The organism is Lentimicrobium sp. L6, from assembly GCF_013166655.1.
Classification (GTDB): domain Bacteria; phylum Bacteroidota; class Bacteroidia; order Bacteroidales; family UBA12170; genus UBA12170.
The window spans coordinates 67,751-89,993 of sequence record NZ_JABKCA010000004.1 but is presented as its reverse complement, the minus strand read 5'-3'; the positions used below and the strand labels follow the sequence as shown (position 1 = coordinate 89,993).

Annotated in this window: 13 protein-coding genes and 1 riboswitch; of the genes, 2 read left to right on the top strand and 11 right to left on the bottom strand. The window is 34.1% G+C overall.

From position 1 onward, the window contains the following. Positions 1–11: 11 nt before the first annotated feature. From HNS38_RS02060 to HNS38_RS02015, 10 genes are all read right to left on the bottom strand, one after another. The gene (locus HNS38_RS02060; protein WP_172345894.1) at positions 12–518 is read right to left on the bottom strand and encodes a DUF4833 domain-containing protein; all 507 of its coding nucleotides are present in this window, start codon (positions 516–518) and stop codon (positions 12–14) included. Continuing rightward, a complete protein-coding gene (locus HNS38_RS02055) occupies positions 515–1,516 on the bottom strand; it encodes an NAD(P)-dependent oxidoreductase (protein ID WP_172345893.1) in 1,002 nt (333 codons plus the stop codon). The genes HNS38_RS02060 and HNS38_RS02055 overlap by 4 nt, the downstream gene beginning before the upstream one ends. Next, the gene (locus HNS38_RS02050; protein WP_172345892.1) at positions 1,513–2,637 is read right to left on the bottom strand and encodes a GNAT family N-acetyltransferase; all 1,125 of its coding nucleotides are present in this window, start codon (positions 2,635–2,637) and stop codon (positions 1,513–1,515) included. The genes HNS38_RS02055 and HNS38_RS02050 overlap by 4 nt, the downstream gene beginning before the upstream one ends. Next, the gene (locus tag HNS38_RS02045) at positions 2,628–3,839 is read right to left on the bottom strand and encodes a pyridoxal phosphate-dependent aminotransferase family protein (protein WP_172345891.1); all 1,212 of its coding nucleotides are present in this window, start codon (positions 3,837–3,839) and stop codon (positions 2,628–2,630) included. Before HNS38_RS02045 ends, HNS38_RS02050 begins: the two co-directional genes overlap by 10 nt. Before the next feature lie 32 nt (positions 3,840–3,871). Further along, positions 3,872–5,587, bottom strand: a complete 1,716-nt coding sequence (locus tag HNS38_RS02040; RefSeq protein ID WP_172345890.1) for an LTA synthase family protein — start codon at positions 5,585–5,587, stop codon at positions 3,872–3,874. A gap of 8 nt (positions 5,588–5,595) precedes the next feature. After that, the gene (locus tag HNS38_RS02035; RefSeq protein WP_172345889.1) at positions 5,596–8,073 is read right to left on the bottom strand and encodes a DUF5686 and carboxypeptidase-like regulatory domain-containing protein; all 2,478 of its coding nucleotides are present in this window, start codon (positions 8,071–8,073) and stop codon (positions 5,596–5,598) included. Positions 8,074–8,285: 212 nt separating this feature from the next. Beyond that, positions 8,286–8,426, bottom strand: coding sequence for a hypothetical protein (locus HNS38_RS02030; protein WP_172345888.1), 141 nt, complete (start codon positions 8,424–8,426; stop codon positions 8,286–8,288). Positions 8,427–8,874: 448 nt separating this feature from the next. Continuing rightward, positions 8,875–9,582, bottom strand: coding sequence for a LytTR family DNA-binding domain-containing protein (locus HNS38_RS02025; RefSeq protein ID WP_172345887.1), 708 nt, complete (start codon positions 9,580–9,582; stop codon positions 8,875–8,877). After that, a complete protein-coding gene (locus HNS38_RS02020; protein ID WP_172345886.1) occupies positions 9,579–10,553 on the bottom strand; it encodes a sensor histidine kinase in 975 nt (324 codons plus the stop codon). Before HNS38_RS02020 ends, HNS38_RS02025 begins: the two co-directional genes overlap by 4 nt. Before the next feature lie 2 nt (positions 10,554–10,555). Further along, complete coding sequence (locus HNS38_RS02015) at positions 10,556–12,859, bottom strand: TonB-dependent receptor domain-containing protein (RefSeq protein WP_172345885.1); 2,304 nt, start codon at positions 12,857–12,859, stop codon at positions 10,556–10,558. 118 nt (positions 12,860–12,977) lie between these two features. Further along, positions 12,978–13,171: riboswitch (cobalamin riboswitch) on the top strand. Positions 13,172–13,423: 252 nt separating this feature from the next. Between HNS38_RS02015 and HNS38_RS02010 the strand changes: the two genes are divergently transcribed. Both HNS38_RS02010 and HNS38_RS02005 read left to right on the top strand, forming a co-directional pair. After that, positions 13,424–14,122: a diphthine--ammonia ligase gene (locus HNS38_RS02010; protein WP_172345884.1), complete on the top strand. Its 699-nt coding sequence runs from the start codon at positions 13,424–13,426 to the stop codon at positions 14,120–14,122. Then, positions 14,122–15,255, top strand: coding sequence for an ABC transporter substrate-binding protein (locus HNS38_RS02005; protein ID WP_172345883.1), 1,134 nt, complete (start codon positions 14,122–14,124; stop codon positions 15,253–15,255). Before HNS38_RS02010 ends, HNS38_RS02005 begins: the two co-directional genes overlap by 1 nt. 2 nt (positions 15,256–15,257) lie before the next feature. Here HNS38_RS02005 and HNS38_RS02000 read toward each other — a convergent pair whose 3' ends face one another. Beyond that, positions 15,258–22,220, bottom strand: a complete 6,963-nt coding sequence (locus HNS38_RS02000; RefSeq protein WP_172345882.1) for an SPOR domain-containing protein — start codon at positions 22,218–22,220, stop codon at positions 15,258–15,260. Positions 22,221–22,243: the final 23 nt, after the last annotated feature.

Genomic DNA, 22,243 nt, shown 5'->3' with positions numbered 1-22,243 from the left:
TGATTTTAGTTTCAATAGTTTAGTTTCTCACAAATGCTATCCTGTGTATATTTATCTATTCCAAAAAATTGAACATACTCCACCTTAGGCAAAACCAACTGCTTCTTTGATTTTACATATACATGGGATAGCTTCATTTTTATATTATTGATTTGTGCTGTAAGCTCGGCTAGGAAAGGGGCTTTCAAGCATAAAAAAAATTCTAAAGACTCGTCTGGCTTAAATATGACTCGATATAAACTATCGTTCATCTTTTCAAACTCTAAACCATAAGCCAACTTATTTTCGGTATAAGTTAGGTCTTCTCTTTTACCTTCCTCCTCTAGCAGTATCCAATAATATTCGATAGGTTGTTCTGGATTCAAAATCCCATTCTCATCGAAGTTTGCCTCATAAATAACTATATTACTATTTAGGCTCCTCTGTGTATAGAATAGGATATTAGGAATGCTATCCATTGATACAGAAGCAAAACCTAGACTTGGCAATAGAAATAAAATACTCAAGAATACTCTCATAGAAGTTTGTTTTGTTGATACCAGATGATTGATTTATTAATACCCTCCTCTAATTTTGTTTGAGGAATAAAACCCAATTCTTTCCTCATTTTTATTGAAGAACAAGCCCAACTAGAAGCTACCAATTCATGATATTTATCTTTATTGAGGAGTGTTGAACGGTTTGTAATCTTGCTAAATGCCGAATTAAAACTGCACACCAATTGAACGAGTTCCTTTGGAATAACCAATTTTAATGTCTGTTTGTGAAATTCTTTTTTCAATAAAGAAGCAAAGGCATGACAGGAATAATTGCTACCATCACTAACAATAAAAATCTTGGATTGAGTTTTCTTTTCAGCTGCTACTAGAGCTACTGCAGCTAAGTCCTCCACATAAATAAAAGATAGTTGTTGATATTTGGTATTCAGATAAATTTCTAGGCCATTTTTAATCAGTTTGAAATAACTCAAATAACCCATATTTCTGGGCCCGTAAACACCAGTGGGGCGCAAAACAACAAAATCTAAATCAGTTTGATTTTGTAAATATTGTTCGGCTAGCCATTTACTTTTCCCATAGGAGGATGTTGGTGATGGATGAGCCAGCTCCGTTGCTATATCTCCAATTATCTTATTAGGTCCCTGTGCAGCTAAACTACTGATATAAACAAACTTTGCTGTCAGCATTTGGATTCCTCTTAAAGTCTCCACTAAATTTACAGTTCCCTGAAAATTCACTTCAAAATAGTCTTTTACATCAACAGCTTCTGTGATTCCTGCATTATGGATTATGGCATCAAAAACACCAAATTTTCGCTTTATTTGATATAGCTCTTTCACCATACTTTCTTTTTTAGTGAGGTCGATATTAACCAGATGAATGGCTTGGTCAGCTATATATTTTAGGTTTGAAGTGGAACGTATGGCAGCAAAAACCCGATAACCTTTCCTCAAGGCTTCTTCCACTAAAAAGCTTCCTACAAATCCTGTGGCTCCTGTTATTAATATATTTTTCATGAAACCAAGTTTTTATAATAACAGCGCCTACGTTTGTGCTGTTCATGCTCAAATAAACGCCACATTTGTTGAACTTTCTTATTGTCTTCCAATTCTATATTTGATTCAGCTTGTTCAATTCCAAACTTCAAGGCACTATTCATTATTTTGCTCATAATCATAGCATTCACACCTTTGTTTTGATATTCTGGCAGTACAGCTAATAGATATAAATCCAAAGTATCGTTCTTTTTCATGGCTTTTATGAGATGATACCAACCTAGGGGAGCAATTTTTCCCTTGGCTTTTTGTGTGGCTTGTGAAAATGATGGCATTGCGATACCAAATCCTATGAGCTCACCATCTTTATTTTCTATGAGACTCAAAAAATCTAGTTTCACCAAGAAGAGAAACATATCTGCATAGTGTTTCATCTGTTTTTCGGTTAATGCCACATAGCCATATAAATCTTGATAGCAAATGTTCAGAAGCTGAAAAACTTTAGAAATATAGCGCTTCAAATCTCTTTTAGAATGAAGCTTCACTTCATTTAATTGGTATTTATGGGCCACAAAATCTGAAATCTTTTGGACCCTTTCAAAAGAACCACCTTTGGCAAAAATTTTATATTCCAACCAGTCGGTCTGTTTTTTAAATCCTAGGCTTTCAATATGTTGCTGATAATATTTATAATTATAGATGGTAGCAAATGTGGAAACCTCCTCAAAACCTTCAATAAGCATTCCTTGTCTATCGAGGTCTGTAAAACCAAATGGACCATGTACTTTAATTATATTTCTTTTCTGAAACCAATCAATAGCTGTGGCCATTAATGCTTCAGATACTTCTGGCTTGTCCACAAAATCAAACCAGCCAAATCTACCTACCTGCTGCTTTTCTTTTTCACATTCGTGTTTGTTAACAATACAGGCAATTCTCCCTACTATTTTTCCATCCTCAATAGCCAAAAACAATTGCATTTCGCAATGCTCCATAGCTGGATTTTTAGAGGATAGGGTAGCCAATTCATCCATATGTAATGGAATGGCCACTTGTTGGTTATTTTTATATAATTCAGTATAAAACCTTACAAACTTCTTGAGTTCTGCCCTAGTTTTAACTGCTTTTATTTCTAATGACATAATTGAACTTGTTTGCAATGAATATTCACCAATTCGGATATGGTAATAATGGCTTCTCGTATTTGTGCTCTGCTGTGTAATGCTGTTAATGAAAACCTCAACAAAGCATCTGTTTCTTTCACAGCGGGTGCCACTACAGGATTTACATAAACTCCTTTGTTCATGAGTTCTTTAGCAATCTTGAAGGTGGCTATAGAGTTTCTGATATATATAGGAATGATGGGTGTTTCGGCATTTCCGATATCAATATTTAATTCCCTCATGAGTTGAATGGCATAGTGTGTATTCTCCCAAAGCTTTAAGCGCAGCTCATCACTTTCTCTAATTATTTTAAGGGCGGCTAATGCTGCTGCAGTAGAAGCTGGAGGCAAACTGGCACTAAATATATAAGAGCGTGAGGAATGCTGTAGATGTTCAATAATTGCTTTATCGCCAGCAACAAATCCGCCTACGGAAGCCAAAGATTTACTAAAGGTCCCTCCTATTAAATCCACTTCATCGCTGATATTAAAATGAGATGCTGTTCCGGCACCATGGTCACCAATAACTCCAATGGAATGGGCACAATCTACCATCACTAAGGCATTGTGTTTTTTGGCTAACCAGGTAATTCCATCGAGCTGAGTGATGTCTCCATCCATGGAGAAAATACCATCGGTAATGATAAGCTTATTGGCTTGCTGATGATGGCTAAACTTTTCAAGTTTAGCATTTAAATCACTCATATTGTTATGACGGTATTTTATCCTTTTCGCATAACTCATTCGGCATCCATCAATAATTGAAGCATGGTTCAATTCATCTAGAAAGATGATGTCATTTTTATCGGTAATGGCTGGAATAACTCCAGAATTCACCTGAAATCCTGTTGGGAAAATCAGTACTGCTTCTTTTTTTAAGAAGGACTTTAATTCGTTTTCTAATTCTAAATGCAAATCGATGGTTCCATTCATAAAACGGCTCCCGGTACAGGAACTTCCATATTGGTCTACTGCCATTTTTATGGCTTCTTTTATTTTTGGATGCCCAGATAGTCCCAAGTAATTATTGGAACCGAACATTAATACTTCTTTATTTCCGATTAATGCAGTTGAAGATTGGGTGGAGCTGACAGAATTAAAATATGGATATAGTTTACTCGCTTTCAATAGCCTGGCCTGCTCTACTACTCCACTGTTTTCAAAACTCTTAATATGACTCATATATTCATCTTTTTGTTTGCGTTCTTGTTGAATTATTTTTTTGGGTAATGGACTTGATGATTTCCATCTATATATTGAGGTATTTTATTGATGATAGTTAATACACTATCGCTTTTCATTGCTTCGAAAAAATTGCGACCATAGGTTTCAATGGATTTTGGAAAATTGAGATGAGATAAAATACTGGGCATGATATCTATTTGTTGAACTACCTCTGTTCTTCTTGCCTGCAAATCTGTACCTGGTTCGAAAATAAATAGCGGAATAGAAAATGTTTTTTGAGGAGTGTAATATTCAGAATTCCAAGGTATAGCAGAATGGTCGGCAGTAAAAACAAAGATGGTGTTGTGATACCAATTGGTTAAACGAGCTTTGCTAAAGTATTGTGAGATGGCATAGTCGGAATAGGAAATGCATCGACAAATGGGATGTCCTCCCTCGGGGGATTTGTTTTCATATTCCTGCGGAACCACGAAAGGATTATGGGATGAAAGGTTAAATACGGTACTAAAAAATGGTTTGGGCGTTTTTGATTGCTGCTCCAACATAAACTGAAGAAAAGGCTCATCCCAAATCCCCCAAGTTCCATCGAAATCCTGATGTTGATTATACTCATCCATCCCATAATATTCATCGATTTCTAGATGCTGACACATTTCATCGAAAGCCATAGAACCATTATGAGCACCATGAAAAAACTGAGTAACATACCCCTCGTCCTTCAATAATTTGGGCAGGCTTTCTTGATAATCAGCTTCTAAAATGGGATTTAATGCTGCAGGAAATGAGGCCAATATAGCTGGAACAGCATCTATGCTTCTACGGCCATTGGCATAGGCATTGGTGAAGTATAAACTTTGCTGCATTAATGAATCAAGAAAGGGCATATATCCGGTTTCACTTTCGTTTTTCAAGCTAGGATTTAATAGAAGTGATGCCTCACTCGTAAAACTCTCCAGGATAAAAACCACCACATTTTTCTTCTTAAATACTGCTGAGGAGTCTGGAATGTGCTTCACTCGTTCTACTTGTGCATCAAATTCAGAATCTTCAAATTGAAACATCGATGTCAATAATTGAAAACTGGTATTGCTAATAGCAGCCTCCTCAAAAGGATTATTGGCATATTTCCATGCATCTGATTTCTTTAAAACTGAAATTGGAAAAACAGAAAAAGAAGAGATGCTCAAAATAGATATCAACCCTATTATCAAATATATAGACCATTTGTTTTGGATAAAGAGTTTTCTCTTTAATTCCATTTTATCAATTAATGAATTGGCTTTAACAATGCCCCAAATAATAATCAGGAAACCAAAAGCGGCGTACCAATAATCGTTTAGGAATCGATATAAAAGAATGTGGATGTTTTTTTGGGTGGTCAAATATTGAAAGAAACCCAAATCTAATCGTTGAAATGAAAATGGGAAATAGAAAATATCAATAATGATAAATATGAGATTCAACAGGTTAGCCAGGATAAATAAACTGTTCAGTAATTTCTTTGATTTACCTGTTTTATTCCTAAAAACTATTGTCAATAGGAAATAAGGGAGATTTATAACAAATAGCGCAAATAGGTCATATTTAATCCCCAGAAAAAATATTTTTCCCATTTGAAGAACACTTGTGGATTCATAAAGCCAAGCATTAGCCATCATAAAAGCCAATCGGCACAATAGCAATAAAAACAAGAGTATCGCTAAACGAATTCCATTTCTATAAATGATATTTTGTATTTTCTCCATCTTCATATTTAAAAACTGACTTCTAATCTTAATCGTAAACCATGCTTGGCAGATACCTTATTGAATTGACTTCCTCTATTAATTCGAGTGACATATTCCACTCGTAAAACCTTAAAAATATTGGTGATACCGAAACCCATTTCCATATAGGGCTCACTAAATGGTGCTTTCAAATACTTGGGAATTTCAATGCCCTTGGAATGGTCTCCAACTAAGCCTCCCCAAAATGCTTTAAAGGAAAGGGATTCGCGTACGTTGAGTTTTTTCACCAATGGAATTTTGCTCAACAGAACTCCTTTTCCATTTAAACTGAGGTGTAGATTCGCATATAAATCAGCTACAAATGAAGTATGATGCAATAAATTATAATGGTAACGAGCAAATCCTAAATCTCTGGTTCCCCGAGGAGTATTCAGTAATGGATAAGGAATTTCGCCTTTTATATAGCCCACATTAAACATGCTTCTGATAAAAATTCTACCAAAGTTTATTTTGTTTTTAATGGAAGCATTTAAATGAAGATAGTTTTGTTTCGTCCACTTCTGTCCACTTAAATAGGAAACCTGTCCCATAATGGCAGAGAGATGAATAACTGGTTTTTGGTTTCCGTAATAAATGCGATAGAAAAAGCCATCGTCATAGGATTGGCCAAAAGAAAATCGAAAATCTGCCATTAAACCATAATTATTAAAATAGCTGATACTTTGCCCCTGACTTTCGAATGGTATGTATTTATTACTATAATATCTTTCATAGAATGGACGAAGTAATAAACCGATATCATTGTTTAATTGTCGTTCGAAAGTGACACTAAATTTCTGTTGCTTTAGTAGATATGGATTTGGTTGTTGACTGGTGATTGCTGACAGTATATTCCCTCCTCCACCTTCAAAGGGATTTTCTCGAATAAATTCAACAAACTTATCTCTGGTTAATGCATAATAATCATAATCATACTTCAGCATTAAGGTCGTTCGGTTTTCGAAGGGAAGCAGATAATTCACTTTTGCTCCATATTTAAAAGCTTTGTCTTTCATTCCATAACCCAAATATCCACCCAGTGAAATATTCTTCTTCCAGTTCTCACTGGTTCTAAATGGCAAAGTGAAACGATTTCCTTCAATGGCATTATTGCGGTAAATATCCATATAAGAACCAATATCTATCTTGTTGATATTGTAATAGCCATTGAGGGTCATATCGGAGAATCGTCCCAAGTTTTTCACCCAAACATTTTCTTTTAGTAGCGTAATTCCCTGTTGTGCTTTAGATTCTAATGAATCGTAGGGTTTGACCACTATTTGAAAATCATTAGTTTCTATTGTATCCTCTTCAATGCAATGGTATTCTATATAATTCTGGAATAATCCATTTAAAGGTGTTTTTGTGGAATCTTGTGAAGTCGACAAACTTAAGATGGCTTTGGTCTTTTGGGAATGAAAATACCAACCTATATCTTTTACTTCCTGAAACTTCAGTACTGTTTCAAATGCATCTACAAAATTAAACGACTTAGAGGAGGCTAGTTTTGCATGAATAGAAGTAAGAGCAAAGCTGCTGCTGTCCACCCAAAAATGACCGATAAAGGCTATGCCTTCTTTGTTTTTAGGAGTAAAATCCACTTTATATTGCTTATTCAACTTTTCTCCAATACTATCTACAATGTAAATATGGTAGTACATTTTATAGTTGGACGAGATGGGGCTAGGTAAGCCATGAGACAATAGCACCGTCTGGTTATTATAGAAATTGATATTTCCAGCTACCTTTTCATTTAGTACAACATTTATACTCTTCTCTAGTTGAGGCATTAAGCATTCCGAACTCTCTTTCAATAAAATTCTCTCCTCACCTTCTTCGCTATTCTTTACTTCTTCTTTCTTTTCACTTATCAATACTGGAACAGCATTGGTTGAGTCTGTTAGTTTTAAAAATGCATCTTGCTGCTTGTCAAAAATATTACTACTCGTAAAGCCCTGGGAAACATTATTTAAAAACACAGATTTGCGCTGATATTGAATTTGTTTAGGATAGCTTTTATCTGCTGGATTGTTTTGCTTTTTATGCTTTATAATTTGCGACATTAACCATTGCTCATAGCTATCATCAGGCTTCACAATCACCTCATTTAAGAGCATATGGTTTTCGTTTAGGTATATCTCCACGCTCCCCTTATTGGATATACTTGAAATAGGAAGCATTTGTTTTTCAAATCCTATAAAGCTACATGTGAGTGTATCTTGATTACTGAACTGACCTTCAATAGTAAAGAAACCATTCTCATCAGAACTGGTACCACATGCTCCTTGATTGATAAAGACATTAACTCCTGGTAATGGCTCATTAAATTCTGCATCAAGTATTTGACCTTTTAATGTCTGACTATTTGCATAAGAATGATTTAACATCATAAATAAGCTCAAGGCAAGGCTTAAATAACAGGCTACAACTTTTACAAAGCATCTATTTCTCAATAAGATTGTCATTCAATAAAATCTCTATTTAATTTATTATTAATGTATTGGCTTCATCAATTAAATGATAATGAAACATAATCCGCTCATAGGGTTTATGTAGTCCTGCTCTGAAGCTGTATTCTTACAAACAGCTATACTTTGGACAATTAAACACTTGAAATTTGAATAGTAGATTTTTCTCTATAAGGTGATTTTGGAGGATATTGTTTTGAAAATATTGATTACTGATGATAATAATTATTGGCTGGATGATTAGGAGAATCATTCAATATGGCCTGTGATTGGTGGCAGTTTATATTATTCTGAAGGGAAGTTTGGAAATTCTGTTCTACCAATTGCTTTATCATACTCGTATTTATCATAGTTTTAATTGCAAGAGATTGTTTTCTCTTTTTCTTGTTGCAAATAAATTGATTCCTATCGTATTGGTTTCATTTTTTAGCCCATCGACATCTGTTGCACTACCAACGGTAAAAAATGTAAGTGCTTATATGAAAAGATGAATGGATTATATAGCCATTGATGAGCGGAATAAAGGTTGGATTTTTTGGGTTTATTGTTTCGTCGCTGTTCTTTCTGTTCTCCTCTGATGCTTTTCAGGCGACTTTGAAATATTCATGACATTCATATTTCAATAGATGTTGCGGTAAAGACGCTTCGGTCGTTATCTTGATGCGCTGCACCTTGTTGGAACAACCTTAGTTTTTTGTAGATATTTCTATGCTTTGCACCCTAATAATTGTATAAATTAGATGAAATAAAAAAGCCATATGCTTTACACATGGCTCAACTCATACTTCTCCTTATTGATTATTTTTTTAGCAGACGATTATTTAGAATCTTAACCAGAACATTTTCTTTATAAGCCCTCCCCAGCGGAATGGCTTTTTTATTGACTTCTAAAACATTTCCATCAATGGCATCAACAGCGTGAATATTGATGATATAGGATTTGTGGACTTGAGCAAAGCTTTTACTCGGTAAGGTCTCTACCATTTTGTTAAGACTTAAGTAGGTAATATAGTTTTGTTTAGCGGTATGTATGCTGATATAATCTTTGAGAGATTCGATATATAGAATTTCAGCTATTTTCACTTTCAACAAACGCTTGTCTACTTTTATATAGATAAAATCATCCTCATTTAATTCTTCAGATTTCTGCGACAGGCAAAAGGCTTTATAGGCTTTCTGGCTTGCTTTTAAAAACTTAGCATAGGAAATGGGTTTTAAAATATAGTCTATCGCATTAAGTTCAAAGCCTTTTAGTGCATAATCAGGATAAGCTGTGGTGAAAATTATCATAGGAGGATTTTCAATAGATTCCAACATGTCAACTCCAGTTAATTGAGGCATATTGATATCTAGAAAAACTAATTCCACTTGTCCTTCTGATATGACTTGTAAAGCTTCCATTGCATTTTTACATGCAGAAACCAATGATAAAAATGGTGTTCTTTCCACAAAGTCTGCCATCCCAGCTAAAGCAATAGGCTCGTCGTCAACTACAATACATTTCATAAGTCAAGAATTAAGTGAACATTAAACAAACCATCCTCCTCTTTATATTCATATACATATTGATTTGGATAGATTAATTCCAATCTCTGTTTTAAGTTTTGAATGCCAATTCCACCATTATTCTTGGCAGATTCGATGGTACTCATAGGATTACTAACTTTCAGGTTTAATCGATTATTGTTTAAAGTGCAGCTAATATTTATGATACACTTATCTGCTGAAGCACCATGTTTAAAAGAGTTTTCAATAATAGGTAATAATAGAAATGGTGCGATATTATAGGAATTCATCAATTGAGGAAATTCACTATTTAACTGCAATCGGTCTCCCATCCTTAGCTTCTCCAATTCCAAATAATTTTGTAAATGATTTATTTCTTTCTCCAAAGCAATCATTTCAGTATTGGTTTCATATAATTGATAGCGCAGTAAATCTGACAATAACTGCAGAACCTCTTGTGCTTTTTCACCATCTTTTTCAATCAAAAAGTTGATATTATTGAGTACATTGAATAGAAAGTGGGGATTAGTTTGTGCTTTCAAAAATTTTAAATTGGCTGCAATATTCTCCTTTTCTTTAACAGCTAACTCTTCCCTTAACCTTAATTGGTCTAGGATAAGCCATACAGAAGAAAGTCCAGCAATATAAACCAAGTTCTCAATTACCTCTGGAAGAATATGATTTAAAGGAATTTCATCGAAATAGTAAAGTATTGAAAAAATAGGACTCACCACTAAAAGGAGTAATGCAAAATAAATAACATATTGTCCTTTATATAAAAACCTCGGTATTAAAACTTTTGTATTTAAGGTTACTACAGTTGCAATAGTTAACACAGAAACAGCACTATACATCATTATTTCGAATAGAGTCTCATCCTCTTCTCCCCTAACCACTTCAATTAACCAGAATCCAAGCCAAAAAATGACATGAAACAAAAAGGCCTTATTTTTAAAATCTATTTTCTCCATTACTAAATATTAATAAAAAAACCCAAGATAATCATTCTCGTATTATACTTGGTTGTATTGTAAATAATAAAATCTTCTTGTTGACCTTTAGATACAAGTTTGGTGCTATTGAAAACATCTTTCACACTTAAACTAAGCTTGGCTTTTCCTTTTAAAACATCTTTATTAACACCAATATTTAAGGTATAGTAAGGGTCATAGGTATAATAAAGACTATTAGATTTTCCAATATATTTCCCTTGTAATTGCATTTTCCAGCCTCCTCCAGGTTTGATATTACATATGGTTTTATTATGCCAATTGACTCCATCTTTATTTCCAATCTCTCCTTCTTTTATTAGAAATGACTTTTTGTAAATAGAAAAATCATTGGTTAAATCGAGCCAGCCAAACACATCGTATTTTAAATACAGCTCTACTCCAGAATTGGTTCTATTGGACTCGTTCACATAGCTTGTTAATATTACGTTATCCTCTAATATTTCTTTCTTTTCCTGAATGACATTCGTCGTTACCCTATGAAATAGTGTGGTGAATAAAGTAATGTCACTGACACTCAACTCATGGGAAAGTTCTAAAACATGGGCAAACTCAGGTTCCAAATCTGGATTTCCTTTTACCAGGTTTAATGGGTCACTATAATCGATAGTAGGGTTTAATTGCTCATATTCTGGCCTATTGATTCTTTTTGAATATGAAAACATAATGCCTTGTTCTACTTTAGCTCCACCAAATCCAGTGGCCAATTGAATATTAGGGTAAATATTTTGATAATTTTGAGTAAATGAAGTTCCATCTTTTTGCTCGCCAAGGCTTTTATAGGATTCTAATCGTGCTCCTAAACCTAGTTCAAAAAAAGCAAGGTTCCAGTTACTTATGGCATATACAGCGTATTTATCTTGATTAAATTGATAATCTTTAAGTTTTATTTCTTCTTCAAGAATTGTTTTTTGGTCCACATTAAACTTCATTAAACTGGCCTCACCACCCATATGAAAACTTAGAAAATCGAATACTGGCCATTGATATTCTACACCCATCTCACTTTCAAAAAACCTACTGTCACTTTTTGAGGAGCTTATCACCGGAATATCTGCTTGTAAATTATTGTTTTCTATATTATTATAGAAGTTCCCTGTACCTAAAGTTCCGAAGATGGAGAGTTCTGAGTCGTTTTTAAAATGTTTCATAAAACTGGCTTCAAAACCACTAAACGACTCTCCTCCATCATGTTTGCTACTTACTTTTGAATGAGATAAACTACCATCAGTTTTCTCAATGTCGTAGGAGCTTTCTGTATTTCCAGAATGATTCCCATTTTCATAGAATAAATTCAATTCGAGTGAGGTGGAATCATTAAAAGCATAGGAAGCCCCGCCAATTAAAAAATTAGTAATGCCCTTTATCTTATCCTCTGACTTGCTCAGTATGCTTTTGTTTTGGTCTACAAATGTGAGGTAATCTCTTTTTTCAGTGTTTTCAACTATATCGTTTTCTGTTTCTAGACTATAATTAAAATTGAATCCCAATTTATCTTTTTTATAGGCCAATCCTGCATTTACAGAACCTGAAAACGGGGCATATCTTAAGTTTCCTCCTGAGGTGAATTCCCAACCATTGCTCTTTTCTTTTTTAAGAATCACATTTATCATACCTCCCATACCATCGGGGCCATGCTCTGCTCCAGCATTTGTGATAATTTCTATTTTCTCAATGCTAGAAGCTGGAATTTGCTTTAAGGCATTCCCAGCACCAATAAACGATAATGCTGTTATTCTTCCATTAATTAAAACCATAACATCACTGTCGCCTCTAATGCTGATGGCTCCTCCCACTCCAACTTCTACTGATGGCGCCATACTCAACACCTCAACAGCTGAACCTCCGGAGTTAACAATATCCTCTCCCACATTAATGACCTTTTTACCTGCTTTGGTCTCGATATGGCTTTGCTCAGCAACCACATTAAATTCTTGCAACTCATAAGACGAACTGGCCAACTTGATAGATCCCATTTTTACATTTTTATCTGCAACTGAAATAGCATCCACAACAAGAGTTTCGTAACCAATAACAGATATTTTGAGTTGATAGACTCCTCTAGGAATTTTTTGGAATTTAAAACTTCCATCCAATTCTGAAATGATACCATATACCTTGCTGGTATCGTTTTGGCTTAATAGTAAATTAGCAAAAGGGAGCTCCGTTTTGGTTTCCTTTCCAACTATTTTTCCAGAAATATTTTTTTGTGCAAAACCGACTATTGATATGATGAGACAGCTTATGATGAGGATGGTATTTTTCATCTATTTTCTTTTATTGCAAAAGAAGATGATATGACATCAGTGCAGTACAAATTTTAGCTGAACGACAGCAAATATTATATAAAAAGCATTTCGGCAATACTCATTGGGTCTTAATTTATTCATCTTAAATACATATTTTATGTACTTTTGCCTCAAGTTTCAGGGAATCCTGTGGAAATCAGGAACAGTTCCCGCTGCTGTAAGTCCCAAGTGCTATTGCGCTTGATTCACCCACATCCACTATTCGCTTTTGAATGGGAAGGAAATGAAGTTGGACGAGTCAGAATACCTGAAATGATAGTTTACATGTTCAGCTTTCGGTGAAAAGGCGACGAATAAAGACGATAATTTCTGATTTATTTTTCATTTTTTATACCATAGTTAAAAGAATACAATTGTTGATTAATACAAACAGTATTGATATGATTTGAAGCAAAATCAGTTTTGCCCTTACCCTAAAGGGAGTCTGATTTTTTGACCGCCCTTTAGGGCTGGGGCAAAGGAAAAAAATCATAAATAGATAGAAAAAAGACTGTTTGATTTAAAAAGAGGTTAAAACTATAAATGAAAAAAGCCATTTTTAATTGGAGCGGAGGAAAAGATTCTGCTTTTGCATTGGGAGAAGTTTTAATGAAAAAGGAATATGATATTTCTTTTTTAATGACTTCTATAGCCAAAGAAAACCGTCGTGTGAGTATGCATGGAATTCACGAAAGTCTTATGTTGGAACAGGCAAAATCCGTAGGGTTACCTATCACATTTTTAGAACTTCCAGAGCTCCCTGATATGGGAACCTATGAAAAGCACTTGACATCCCTGATGCGAGAAGCAAAATTAAAAGGAATTGAGGATTCTATTTTCGGTGATATTTTCTTAGAGGACTTAAGACAATATAGAGAAAACCAACTCCAGAAAATAGGATTTAATGCGGTTTTTCCTTTATGGAAAAGAGATACTAAAACTTTGATATTAGATTTTATTGATCAAGGATATAAAACCATGATTTCCGCTGTGGATGCCTCTAAATTATCCAAGTATTTTGTAGGAGAAATCATTACCAAAGAATTAATAAAAGAACTTCCAGTAGATGTAGATCCATGTGGGGAAAATGGAGAATTTCATACTTTCGTAATTGATACACCCTATTTTAAATTTCCTTTAGAAGTCAAATCAGAAGAATCTATCTTGAAAAAATACCCTAATGATAATCCAGAAATCAGCTCCGAATTTTGGTTTTGTCCCATATCACTAAAAAACTCATGATGAAAAACATAATATATTTTCTTTTCAGTATTCTATTACTACTAGCCAGTTCTTGTCAAACTGATAAAGAACAAAAAAACGAAAAACCAGAGTCTATTTTCACTCCAGAATATGCAGAATATTTTCAAATAGAATATTATAAATCTTATAAAAAGATACTGATTCTAAATCCGTGGAGTAATGAAAATTTAAACATGGAATATTATATTCCACATGCGGGGCATCATAAAAGTGTAAAGAATCCAGAATACTCTTTTATTATCAAAGATATTCCTAAAAAAGTAGTCGCTCTTTCATCTCCAATGGTTGGCCTGATGAATTTACTGGATCTATCGGCAAATATTAAAGGGGTTAGCGACCCATTTCTTATCTATAATGAAGACATTTTAAATCGTGTGAAATCAGGCGAAATTGAAGATATTGGTAAAAGCATACAAATCAATATGGAAAAAATGATAATGCTGCAACCTGATTTGGTTATAGGTAGTGGTTGGGATAAATTAAGTCCAGATTATGAGAAAATGATTCAAATGAAAATGACTCCTGTCTTGATGTATGATTGGCAAGAAAACCATCCTCTTGGAAAAGCAGAATGGATGATATTATTGGCCTCATTCTTTAATGAGGAAGAAAAAGCAACAGCATTATTCCAAGAGGTTAAGAGCAATTATATAAAACAAAAGGAGTTTATGACTTTCGATAAACAACCTATTGTATTTAATGGTTCAGAATACCAAGGCATCTGGTATTCAGCTGGTGGGAAAAGCTATATGGCCCAACTTATTGACGATGCCTCAGGGCAATATTTAATGCGCGATGATTCCACATCTGGAAGTTTGATGCTGGATTTTGAGGTATTAATGCACCAAGCATCTAAAGCAGATATTTGGATGTATACTGGTGCTTCTAGTGAAGATAGACTTGGGTTATTTGCCAAACCAAAATATCAATCACTTAATGCCGTAAAAAAGCATAAAGTTTATTCCTACCATAACAGAATGAACGAAAATGGAGCAAATGATTATTGGGAAACAGCAAGTTTTAGACCTGATATAGTTTTAGAAGATCTGATAAAAATATTTCACAGTAATGAACCAGAAAACTTGTATTATTTCGATAAAGTTAGATATTAATATTATCTGATATATTTTTTATCACCATTCTGGAAACCAACTAAAAACGCATCAGGAACAATTTCTTGAACTTCTTTTAGAAGAATTCTAGCATCACTGTCATTAGAGAAATCGCCAATGGTATATACATATTTCCTATTTGAATTCTGATAAGACACTACAGAATAATTCCCATCTAACTGAGAGGCAATCCAATTCAAATCAATAGGATTAGAATAAACTCCAACTTGAACTTTATATTCCAGTTTAGAATTAGAAATTATTCTTGCTTGTTGACTCATATCCCACTGGTTATCAATCTGCAAACTAGCATCCTCGAGAATGACAATATCTTCATCATTCGGAGAATCTACTCCTCTATTGATTTGCTGACGAGCTTCAGCTAAACCAACAGAATTCCCATTACTAAATGCTACCACAAATGCGTCTTTCACTCCTTGCTCTACTATTTCGTCCTTTTTGACAGTGGCATCCGCAATACTATTAAAGATACCAGAATAATAAATCCAATAACCATTTTGCATTCGCTTATGATATAATGGTTTGATTCCAAAAATCATGGCACTAGTACGCGGACGACTATAAACTCCCACTTGAACAGTATAATAAACACCTGGTAGAGACGATATGTTAGTAGCTGAAAAATCAATATTCCCAACGCTGGTTCTTCTTACTGCTGCAACAGAATTTATTGGTGAATCAGTACTTCCCTCATCCTCTCGTAAACTCAATAATGTTACTGCTTCTCCATTTTTCCAAGAACGAATAAAAGCATCTTGGTAACCTGAAGAACGTAATGCATTTCTTCTGATAATTGCTGCGTCCATCTCATTGAAATTACCTGAGAAATATCTAATAAAATCTGTTCCTGTTACTTTTTCAGCACTGATATCACTTACTCTATTGAAGAAAGACTCGTTTTTCAACTCTTTTAATGCTGTAAACTGAACCCTATAAACAATCCCATCATCTACTGAGGAGATATACTCCACTTCTTGTCCTGCAGAAATACTTTCTTGAGAATTTATAGGAGGCTTCTGAACTTGGGAATTAACACCGCTATTATTTGCGATGGACTCCTCAGCATCTTCTTTAATGAGATTAGTACCTTGAGATTTAATAGTGATTTGAGATGGTGGAATATCACTAGGAACTATATTATTCTTCGATATGGCAGCTTCTCCTTCATTTCGTAATGGATTAACTACCAAGTTGTTTTTAGCCAACTCTTGTTCCTCTTCAGTGACCACTTGATAAGCCATCATACTTTTCATATCATGTTTTTCTAACATCGTTTTAGTTTGCTGTTGCAAGTCAAGTGCTTTCATTTCTAAGGAATAGGCATCTTGTAATAAAACCTTTTTTAAACTAAATGATATTCCTGGTTGATTGGCTTTCGCTCTTTTAAGTTGAGCCTGGGCAAAATAATCATCTATTTGAGCAAATATATTTCTCATTAATTCACGTTCCTTGGTGCTGGCTAAATCCATCATAAGCTGCTCCAATAACAATTGATTTTTTCGATACCTGGTTTTATTTTTTTGAGCTATCACCTCAAATTCCTCCAAAATCAAATACATAGCCACTTCTTCTTTATCCTTGGCTTGCTGAAACAAATCTTCTCGGGTTTGAATATTATTGGAACGTTGTGCTCTTTGCTTTAAAGAACTGGCCTCTGATAATAAAACTTCAATCTTATCTTTTAGATCACTCAAATAACTGTTAAAATCACGATTCGATTTCTTAGCTTCCTTCTGTTCTTCTTCAGAAAGTGTTTCAAGGATGCGATCTGCCAAATCGAATACTCTATTGGCTTCATATTCCAAACTATCAGCTTTTTGACGAAGAATATCCACTTTCTTTTCGACCAAATAAGCCTCTTTAGGTGTTAAGTTTGTGTTTTGAGATTGAACCAAAAGAGCAATTTCTCTCTTGATTAGTTCTAATTCTTCAGTTAACATTTCTGCTTTAAAATTTTCACGTTCATAAACATGAAGATCATCATTAGTACCTAACGGATTTTTGTTAGTATTAGGCTCAGTTACTTGAGAAATGGCTGTATTCATTGGTCTTCCCAAAACTTCGCTCTTTCTATTATCAATACCTTCGAAAACCAATTCCTGATTCACCACCATCTGACTTTGCTGCACTGGGGCTTTAGATAAGGCGTTCACTTCGGCTTCTATACTTGCTAGTGACAAAAATATCTGATGTTCTTCATGCATACTATTTCCGAATGCCAATGCTTTTTCAGACTCATTTTGTATTTTGGTAGCTTCAATTTCTTTTGATTCCGCAGCTTTTAGGGCTTCCCTCCTCTTGAAAGCATTTCTTTTTCCTTCAGCTTCTTGTCTCTCTTCGGATGCTTCACTCAATAATTTTACCGATTGATTGGCTAAATCCATAGACAAAGCGAAAGCAGAATCCATCTTTATTTTTGAAGAATTTATCTGCCCGATCAATTGCAATTGAATATCTAAAAGTTTGATTTCTGGCTCTTCTCCAAATGAAGATATTTCTGTTTGCATTTTCTCAAACTTAACAGTTGCTGCATTCAAATTATTCTTCTCTAAATCTTTTTCAATGTCAAAAGAATATTGAGTGATTTGATCTTGAATATTTCGCTCTCCATCTAAATAAGTTTGATACTCATCGGAAACTGCTTTTAATGCTAAAGCTTGATATAGGTACGATTTAGCTGAATCATTCACTGGCCTTCTTGATATAGGATCATTTAGTGTCTCTAATTGCAAACTATATTTATTACTAGTATTTAGTTTATTCTCAGCTGAAATAGCCAATCGTTTTTGCATCAAATCAACCTCTGTCATATGGGCTTGAGCATACAAATTTAAGCTACCTAAAGCATCTCTAATATCATCGTCAGTTTTAAATTCTTTAGCATTGATAGCTTTTAAATTGATATCTTTTACAATACCTTCTGAAGTATTCTCTACAGGGTTAGATATCACTAAGCCTGTTGAAACAGAGCCAGAACCATTAACACTAGAGGTTTCGTTACCATTGGATTTGCTATTAGTAGTATTTGGGATATTCAAAGATGGATGGGTCGTGGTAGGATTATTTGAAGAATAGGTAGCTAATACTTCTGTTGTGTGTTTTGTTTCTTCTTCAATAATATCTGGTTTACCAATACTTAATGATGGTAACTCTAAAATATCCACTCCTACCTGAGGTGTATTCTGATAGAAGAACTGATTCAAAATGACCTGATCATTTCTTTGTACCTGCCCATTAGTGATTAAAAATTCTTGATTCTCACTTTCGCTGAAAATCTCAGGAATTGGAACAAACAATTCATTAACGAAGAAATTATAAGCACTGTCATCAATTTCTGTCTTGTTTAATGCGGCCATTTTTCTTTGAAGCTGGACGTTTTTAAGTAAAGCTTCATCTGGTAAATTATTATCCAAATCACTTTGCATGGTCTGAACAGTTTCTGCTGCTTCATCGAGTAATAAACTTTGTTGAACAATTTGCTGGTCGTATTGCTTAATGAATGAGGCAGCAACCGAAGCTTTATAAAAACCTTTCTTACTCTCTAAACTCAAGCTATTGGCTTCAGCTATTTCAGGAGTAGACAAATTAGCAGAAGAAATTTTAGTAATACTCTGTTGCTCGAATTTATTGGCCTCCTCTAATTGTTTCAAATAATATTGGTTTACTTGATTTCTCTTAGCCAAAAGAAATTCTGTTTCTCCTACCAATGAATTAATTTGGTTTAAAGAGTTTTGAATTAAGGAATTAGTTGAGCTCTGAACAAAAGAATTAAATCTGGGTTTTATGATATATAGATTCTCTGCCTCCTTTTGTGTGGAAGGGCTAAAAATCCTAGTGAATCTCTCCTCGCTAGAACTCAGATCTACATTTGGTGACAATACTAAATTCTGCTGAACTTCACTATTATTGGCATCCTCCATAAACTCTTCAACATTATTCCAATCCTCTGAAGCTTGACCGAAAGACTTAACTAGATCACCTTGAGAAGTAATTTGATATGTCGGAATTAAAACAGAAGAAGTTGTAACTGGTTTGATCAGCGCTCCTGTTTCCATATTGAAATCACTAGAAAAATCTGTAATCACCTTATAATTATTATAGTCTCTTTCTATTCCTATATATATCTGTTCTATATTATTGAATTTTTTATTCTTCAACTCTGTTTCCAACAATTCAAATTGTTGCGTCATCTTCACAGAAATCCGAGCGGCATCGTTATTTGCTGATTCTAATTGTTGATCTACGAGATTTAATGTTTTGATTTCTGTTACTTTATTTTGAAGATTATTAAACTCTTTATTGGTTTGAGCCAATAAATCTTGCTGTGTAGAAACCGGTGCATTTTTTGTAGAAACTAACAACTGATTAGCTTTTGTAAAGCTCTGTTGAGATTCGGTTTCTAATGTAGAAATTCGGTTTTGCAATTTTCTTTGTCCAAATGAATTTAGCTTATTTTGTTTTCTTACTGCAGCAATCATTTGTAGGCTTTGAGCCCTTAAAAAATCTTCGTTTCCTGCACTAAAATTCAATTGAGAGGAAGGTATTAAATGGTCACTATCAATAATTTGTTTGGCTATTTCTCCATTGGAATTTAATATATAAATAGATGTTGTAGCTTTAAGAGTTGACGAGGAAGTTTCAGTCGTGGTAATGGATTGATTATTCTGGAGGTTTAGTTCATCCGAGTTAAAGGTGTTTTTAGAAAAATCATATCCCTTTTCCAGCTCCAGAGCCATGGCTTGATAGGCCTCAAATTTCTCATCAGGATCTACACTAGACATCTGAGTATTTTGAAGATCACTTCTTGTTTTCGCAATCATCTTGTCCGACCAAGCTTTTGCATTTTGATAGTTATTTAATTCTTCTTGCTCCTGGTTGACGGCTTGTAATGCCTCCGATTTTTCAGCATCCTCTAGTTGTTCAAAAGACTTAATCATTTCCTCTATATGGCCTTCTTTCTCTCCGATTAAAACCAGAATACTAGGTTGTTGTTGTTCTAAAACAATTAAATATTCCTCTAACTTTTTCGATGGATTATTCGAAAAAGCAGTCGTTTCAGTTATTAAATCTTCTTTTACTTCCTTAGTAGGAATATAAGATTCGAATTCAGCAGATAATGCAACAATTTCTAGCTGAGGGGTTTCAGATTCCAATTTAAAAGCTTGATAAACAATGGCTTCCTGAATTTCTAGAGGAAATTGCCTATTAGTATTCTCCCCTTCATTAATAGGCATTTCTGCTTCTAATTCCATCACTTTTGGTGCATTCAACTGAATAGATTTCATGGCTAAAATAGTAGCTTGGGCTCTATCTAAATCACCATTAATCACTGCATTTTCAGCATCACCATATTGTCTATTTAAAGTAGCAAAATTCTGTACCTGCCTTTCAATTTTACGCTGAGTTTCTTTAGCAAAAGTTTCTAAATTAGCTGCTATATAATCCAATTGTTCAGCTTTCCCAATGGCGAAATTTGAAGTATTGATAAGCTTTGTTAAACCCTCTTTATCATTGGAGCTGGCAGCCAATTTCATATTTTGTTTCACCTCCTCTCTTAGTCGATGTGATTCGAGTTTTTTATTTGATGCCAACGACAATGCATATTGCCTTACACTATCAAAAGCATCCATATTTTTCTCAAAGCGAGAAATAACTACTTTGGCACTATCAATAACTACCTGTTCTTGTTTTTTCTTTTCTATATCTGCAGCAATCTTTTCCTCGTTTTGCTGATGTAAAATTTGAGCTGCTGCAATATGATCAACTACTGGAATCTCATCAAACTCTTCTTCACTAATATTGACATCGAGACTTGCTCGATTTTTAATATTCCTTAAATCCTCTTCGGTAAGCATCTTATTTTTGGCATAAATAGCAGCTAAATCATCTGATCCATCAGGTCGTTTAATGATACCTACTTTATAAACCATAATTTGATCATCCACACTGCTTCTCACTGAGGCAAACCAGGCCGTAGCTTCAGAAGTATCCGAAACAAATAGGATATCATCTACTGGAGTATTGAATGGGAAATTTACATTTTCAGGAACAGACCAAGTTTTGCTTTGGTCATTATACACTGATTTAAATATATCGAACCCACCAATAGTATTATGACCTTTTGAACTAAAATACATAGTTTTTCCGTCAGGCATCATCACCACATAATCGTCATCATAAGGGGTATTAATGATATCTGGTAGCCTTTCTGGTTCTGACCATCCTCCTTCAAGAAGTTTAGTCCTTTTATAAATATCCTTTTGGTCCTTGTTTTGTTTACTATATGCAGAATAATAAACATCATTTGCTTTGGAATTGAAAAAGATAAAATCGTTGGAAGTTTTCCTTTGGTCTTCTTTGGATAGGAAATCTTCAGGTTTACGAATCATCTTTCCTCCATAACCATGTAAGTTATAAGACCTGAAAAACTCATCTCGTGACACTTCATTTTTTTCTAAGACAAAAAGATCTTTAACACTTTTCATCATATGCATTCCATTTCTACACATTTCGATCTTCCTGTCCACCTCAAAATTCGGACTGACTTTTCTTCCAGCTTTGCTTTTGTAATCTTCATAAAATGAAATAGCTGCAGGGAAATTATAATTAATATGGTAGGCAAAACCAAGGTGATAATACAAATTGGGATCTGATATTTGATTGATGGCTTTTTTTAAATGAGTAATAGGTGCATATGTATCTCTACGATCTGAATAAAGTAAGCAAACTCCAAATCGATAGCTTAATTCAGGATTATTTCTATCTAAACTCAATAACTGAGAATATAATGGAAAGGCTGCGAGGTACTGCTCATCTTGAAATAGAACAGCTGCTTTATCAGCCATTTCTTCTGAGGAATCGAACTCATTTTGAGTAAATCCAACAAGGAAGCTCAGCCACAAGATGCTGATAAAAATATATTTCAAAATCTTTGATATGCCCATCAAAATATGTATTTCTATTAATT

Bases quoted from the DNA above. Each gene is read 5' to 3' on its own strand.
- HNS38_RS02060 (WP_172345894.1), bottom strand. From the start codon at position 518: ATGAGAGTATTCTTGAGTATTTTATTTCTATTGCCAAGTCTAGGTTTT.
- HNS38_RS02055 (WP_172345893.1), bottom strand. From the start codon at position 1,516: ATGAAAAATATATTAATAACAGGAGCCACAGGATTTGTAGGAAGCTTT.
- HNS38_RS02050 (WP_172345892.1), bottom strand. From the start codon at position 2,637: ATGTCATTAGAAATAAAAGCAGTTAAAACTAGGGCAGAACTCAAGAAG.
- HNS38_RS02045 (WP_172345891.1), bottom strand. From the start codon at position 3,839: ATGAGTCATATTAAGAGTTTTGAAAACAGTGGAGTAGTAGAGCAGGCC.
- HNS38_RS02040 (WP_172345890.1), bottom strand. From the start codon at position 5,587: ATGGAGAAAATACAAAATATCATTTATAGAAATGGAATTCGTTTAGCG.
- HNS38_RS02035 (WP_172345889.1), bottom strand. From the start codon at position 8,073: ATGACAATCTTATTGAGAAATAGATGCTTTGTAAAAGTTGTAGCCTGT.
- HNS38_RS02030 (WP_172345888.1), bottom strand. From the start codon at position 8,426: ATGATAAATACGAGTATGATAAAGCAATTGGTAGAACAGAATTTCCAA.
- HNS38_RS02025 (WP_172345887.1), bottom strand. From the start codon at position 9,582: ATGAAATGTATTGTAGTTGACGACGAGCCTATTGCTTTAGCTGGGATG.
- HNS38_RS02020 (WP_172345886.1), bottom strand. From the start codon at position 10,553: ATGGAGAAAATAGATTTTAAAAATAAGGCCTTTTTGTTTCATGTCATT.
- HNS38_RS02015 (WP_172345885.1), bottom strand. From the start codon at position 12,859: ATGAAAAATACCATCCTCATCATAAGCTGTCTCATCATATCAATAGTC.
- HNS38_RS02010 (WP_172345884.1), top strand. From the start codon at position 13,424: ATGAAAAAAGCCATTTTTAATTGGAGCGGAGGAAAAGATTCTGCTTTT.
- HNS38_RS02005 (WP_172345883.1), top strand. From the start codon at position 14,122: ATGAAAAACATAATATATTTTCTTTTCAGTATTCTATTACTACTAGCC.
- HNS38_RS02000 (WP_172345882.1), bottom strand. From the start codon at position 22,220: ATGGGCATATCAAAGATTTTGAAATATATTTTTATCAGCATCTTGTGG.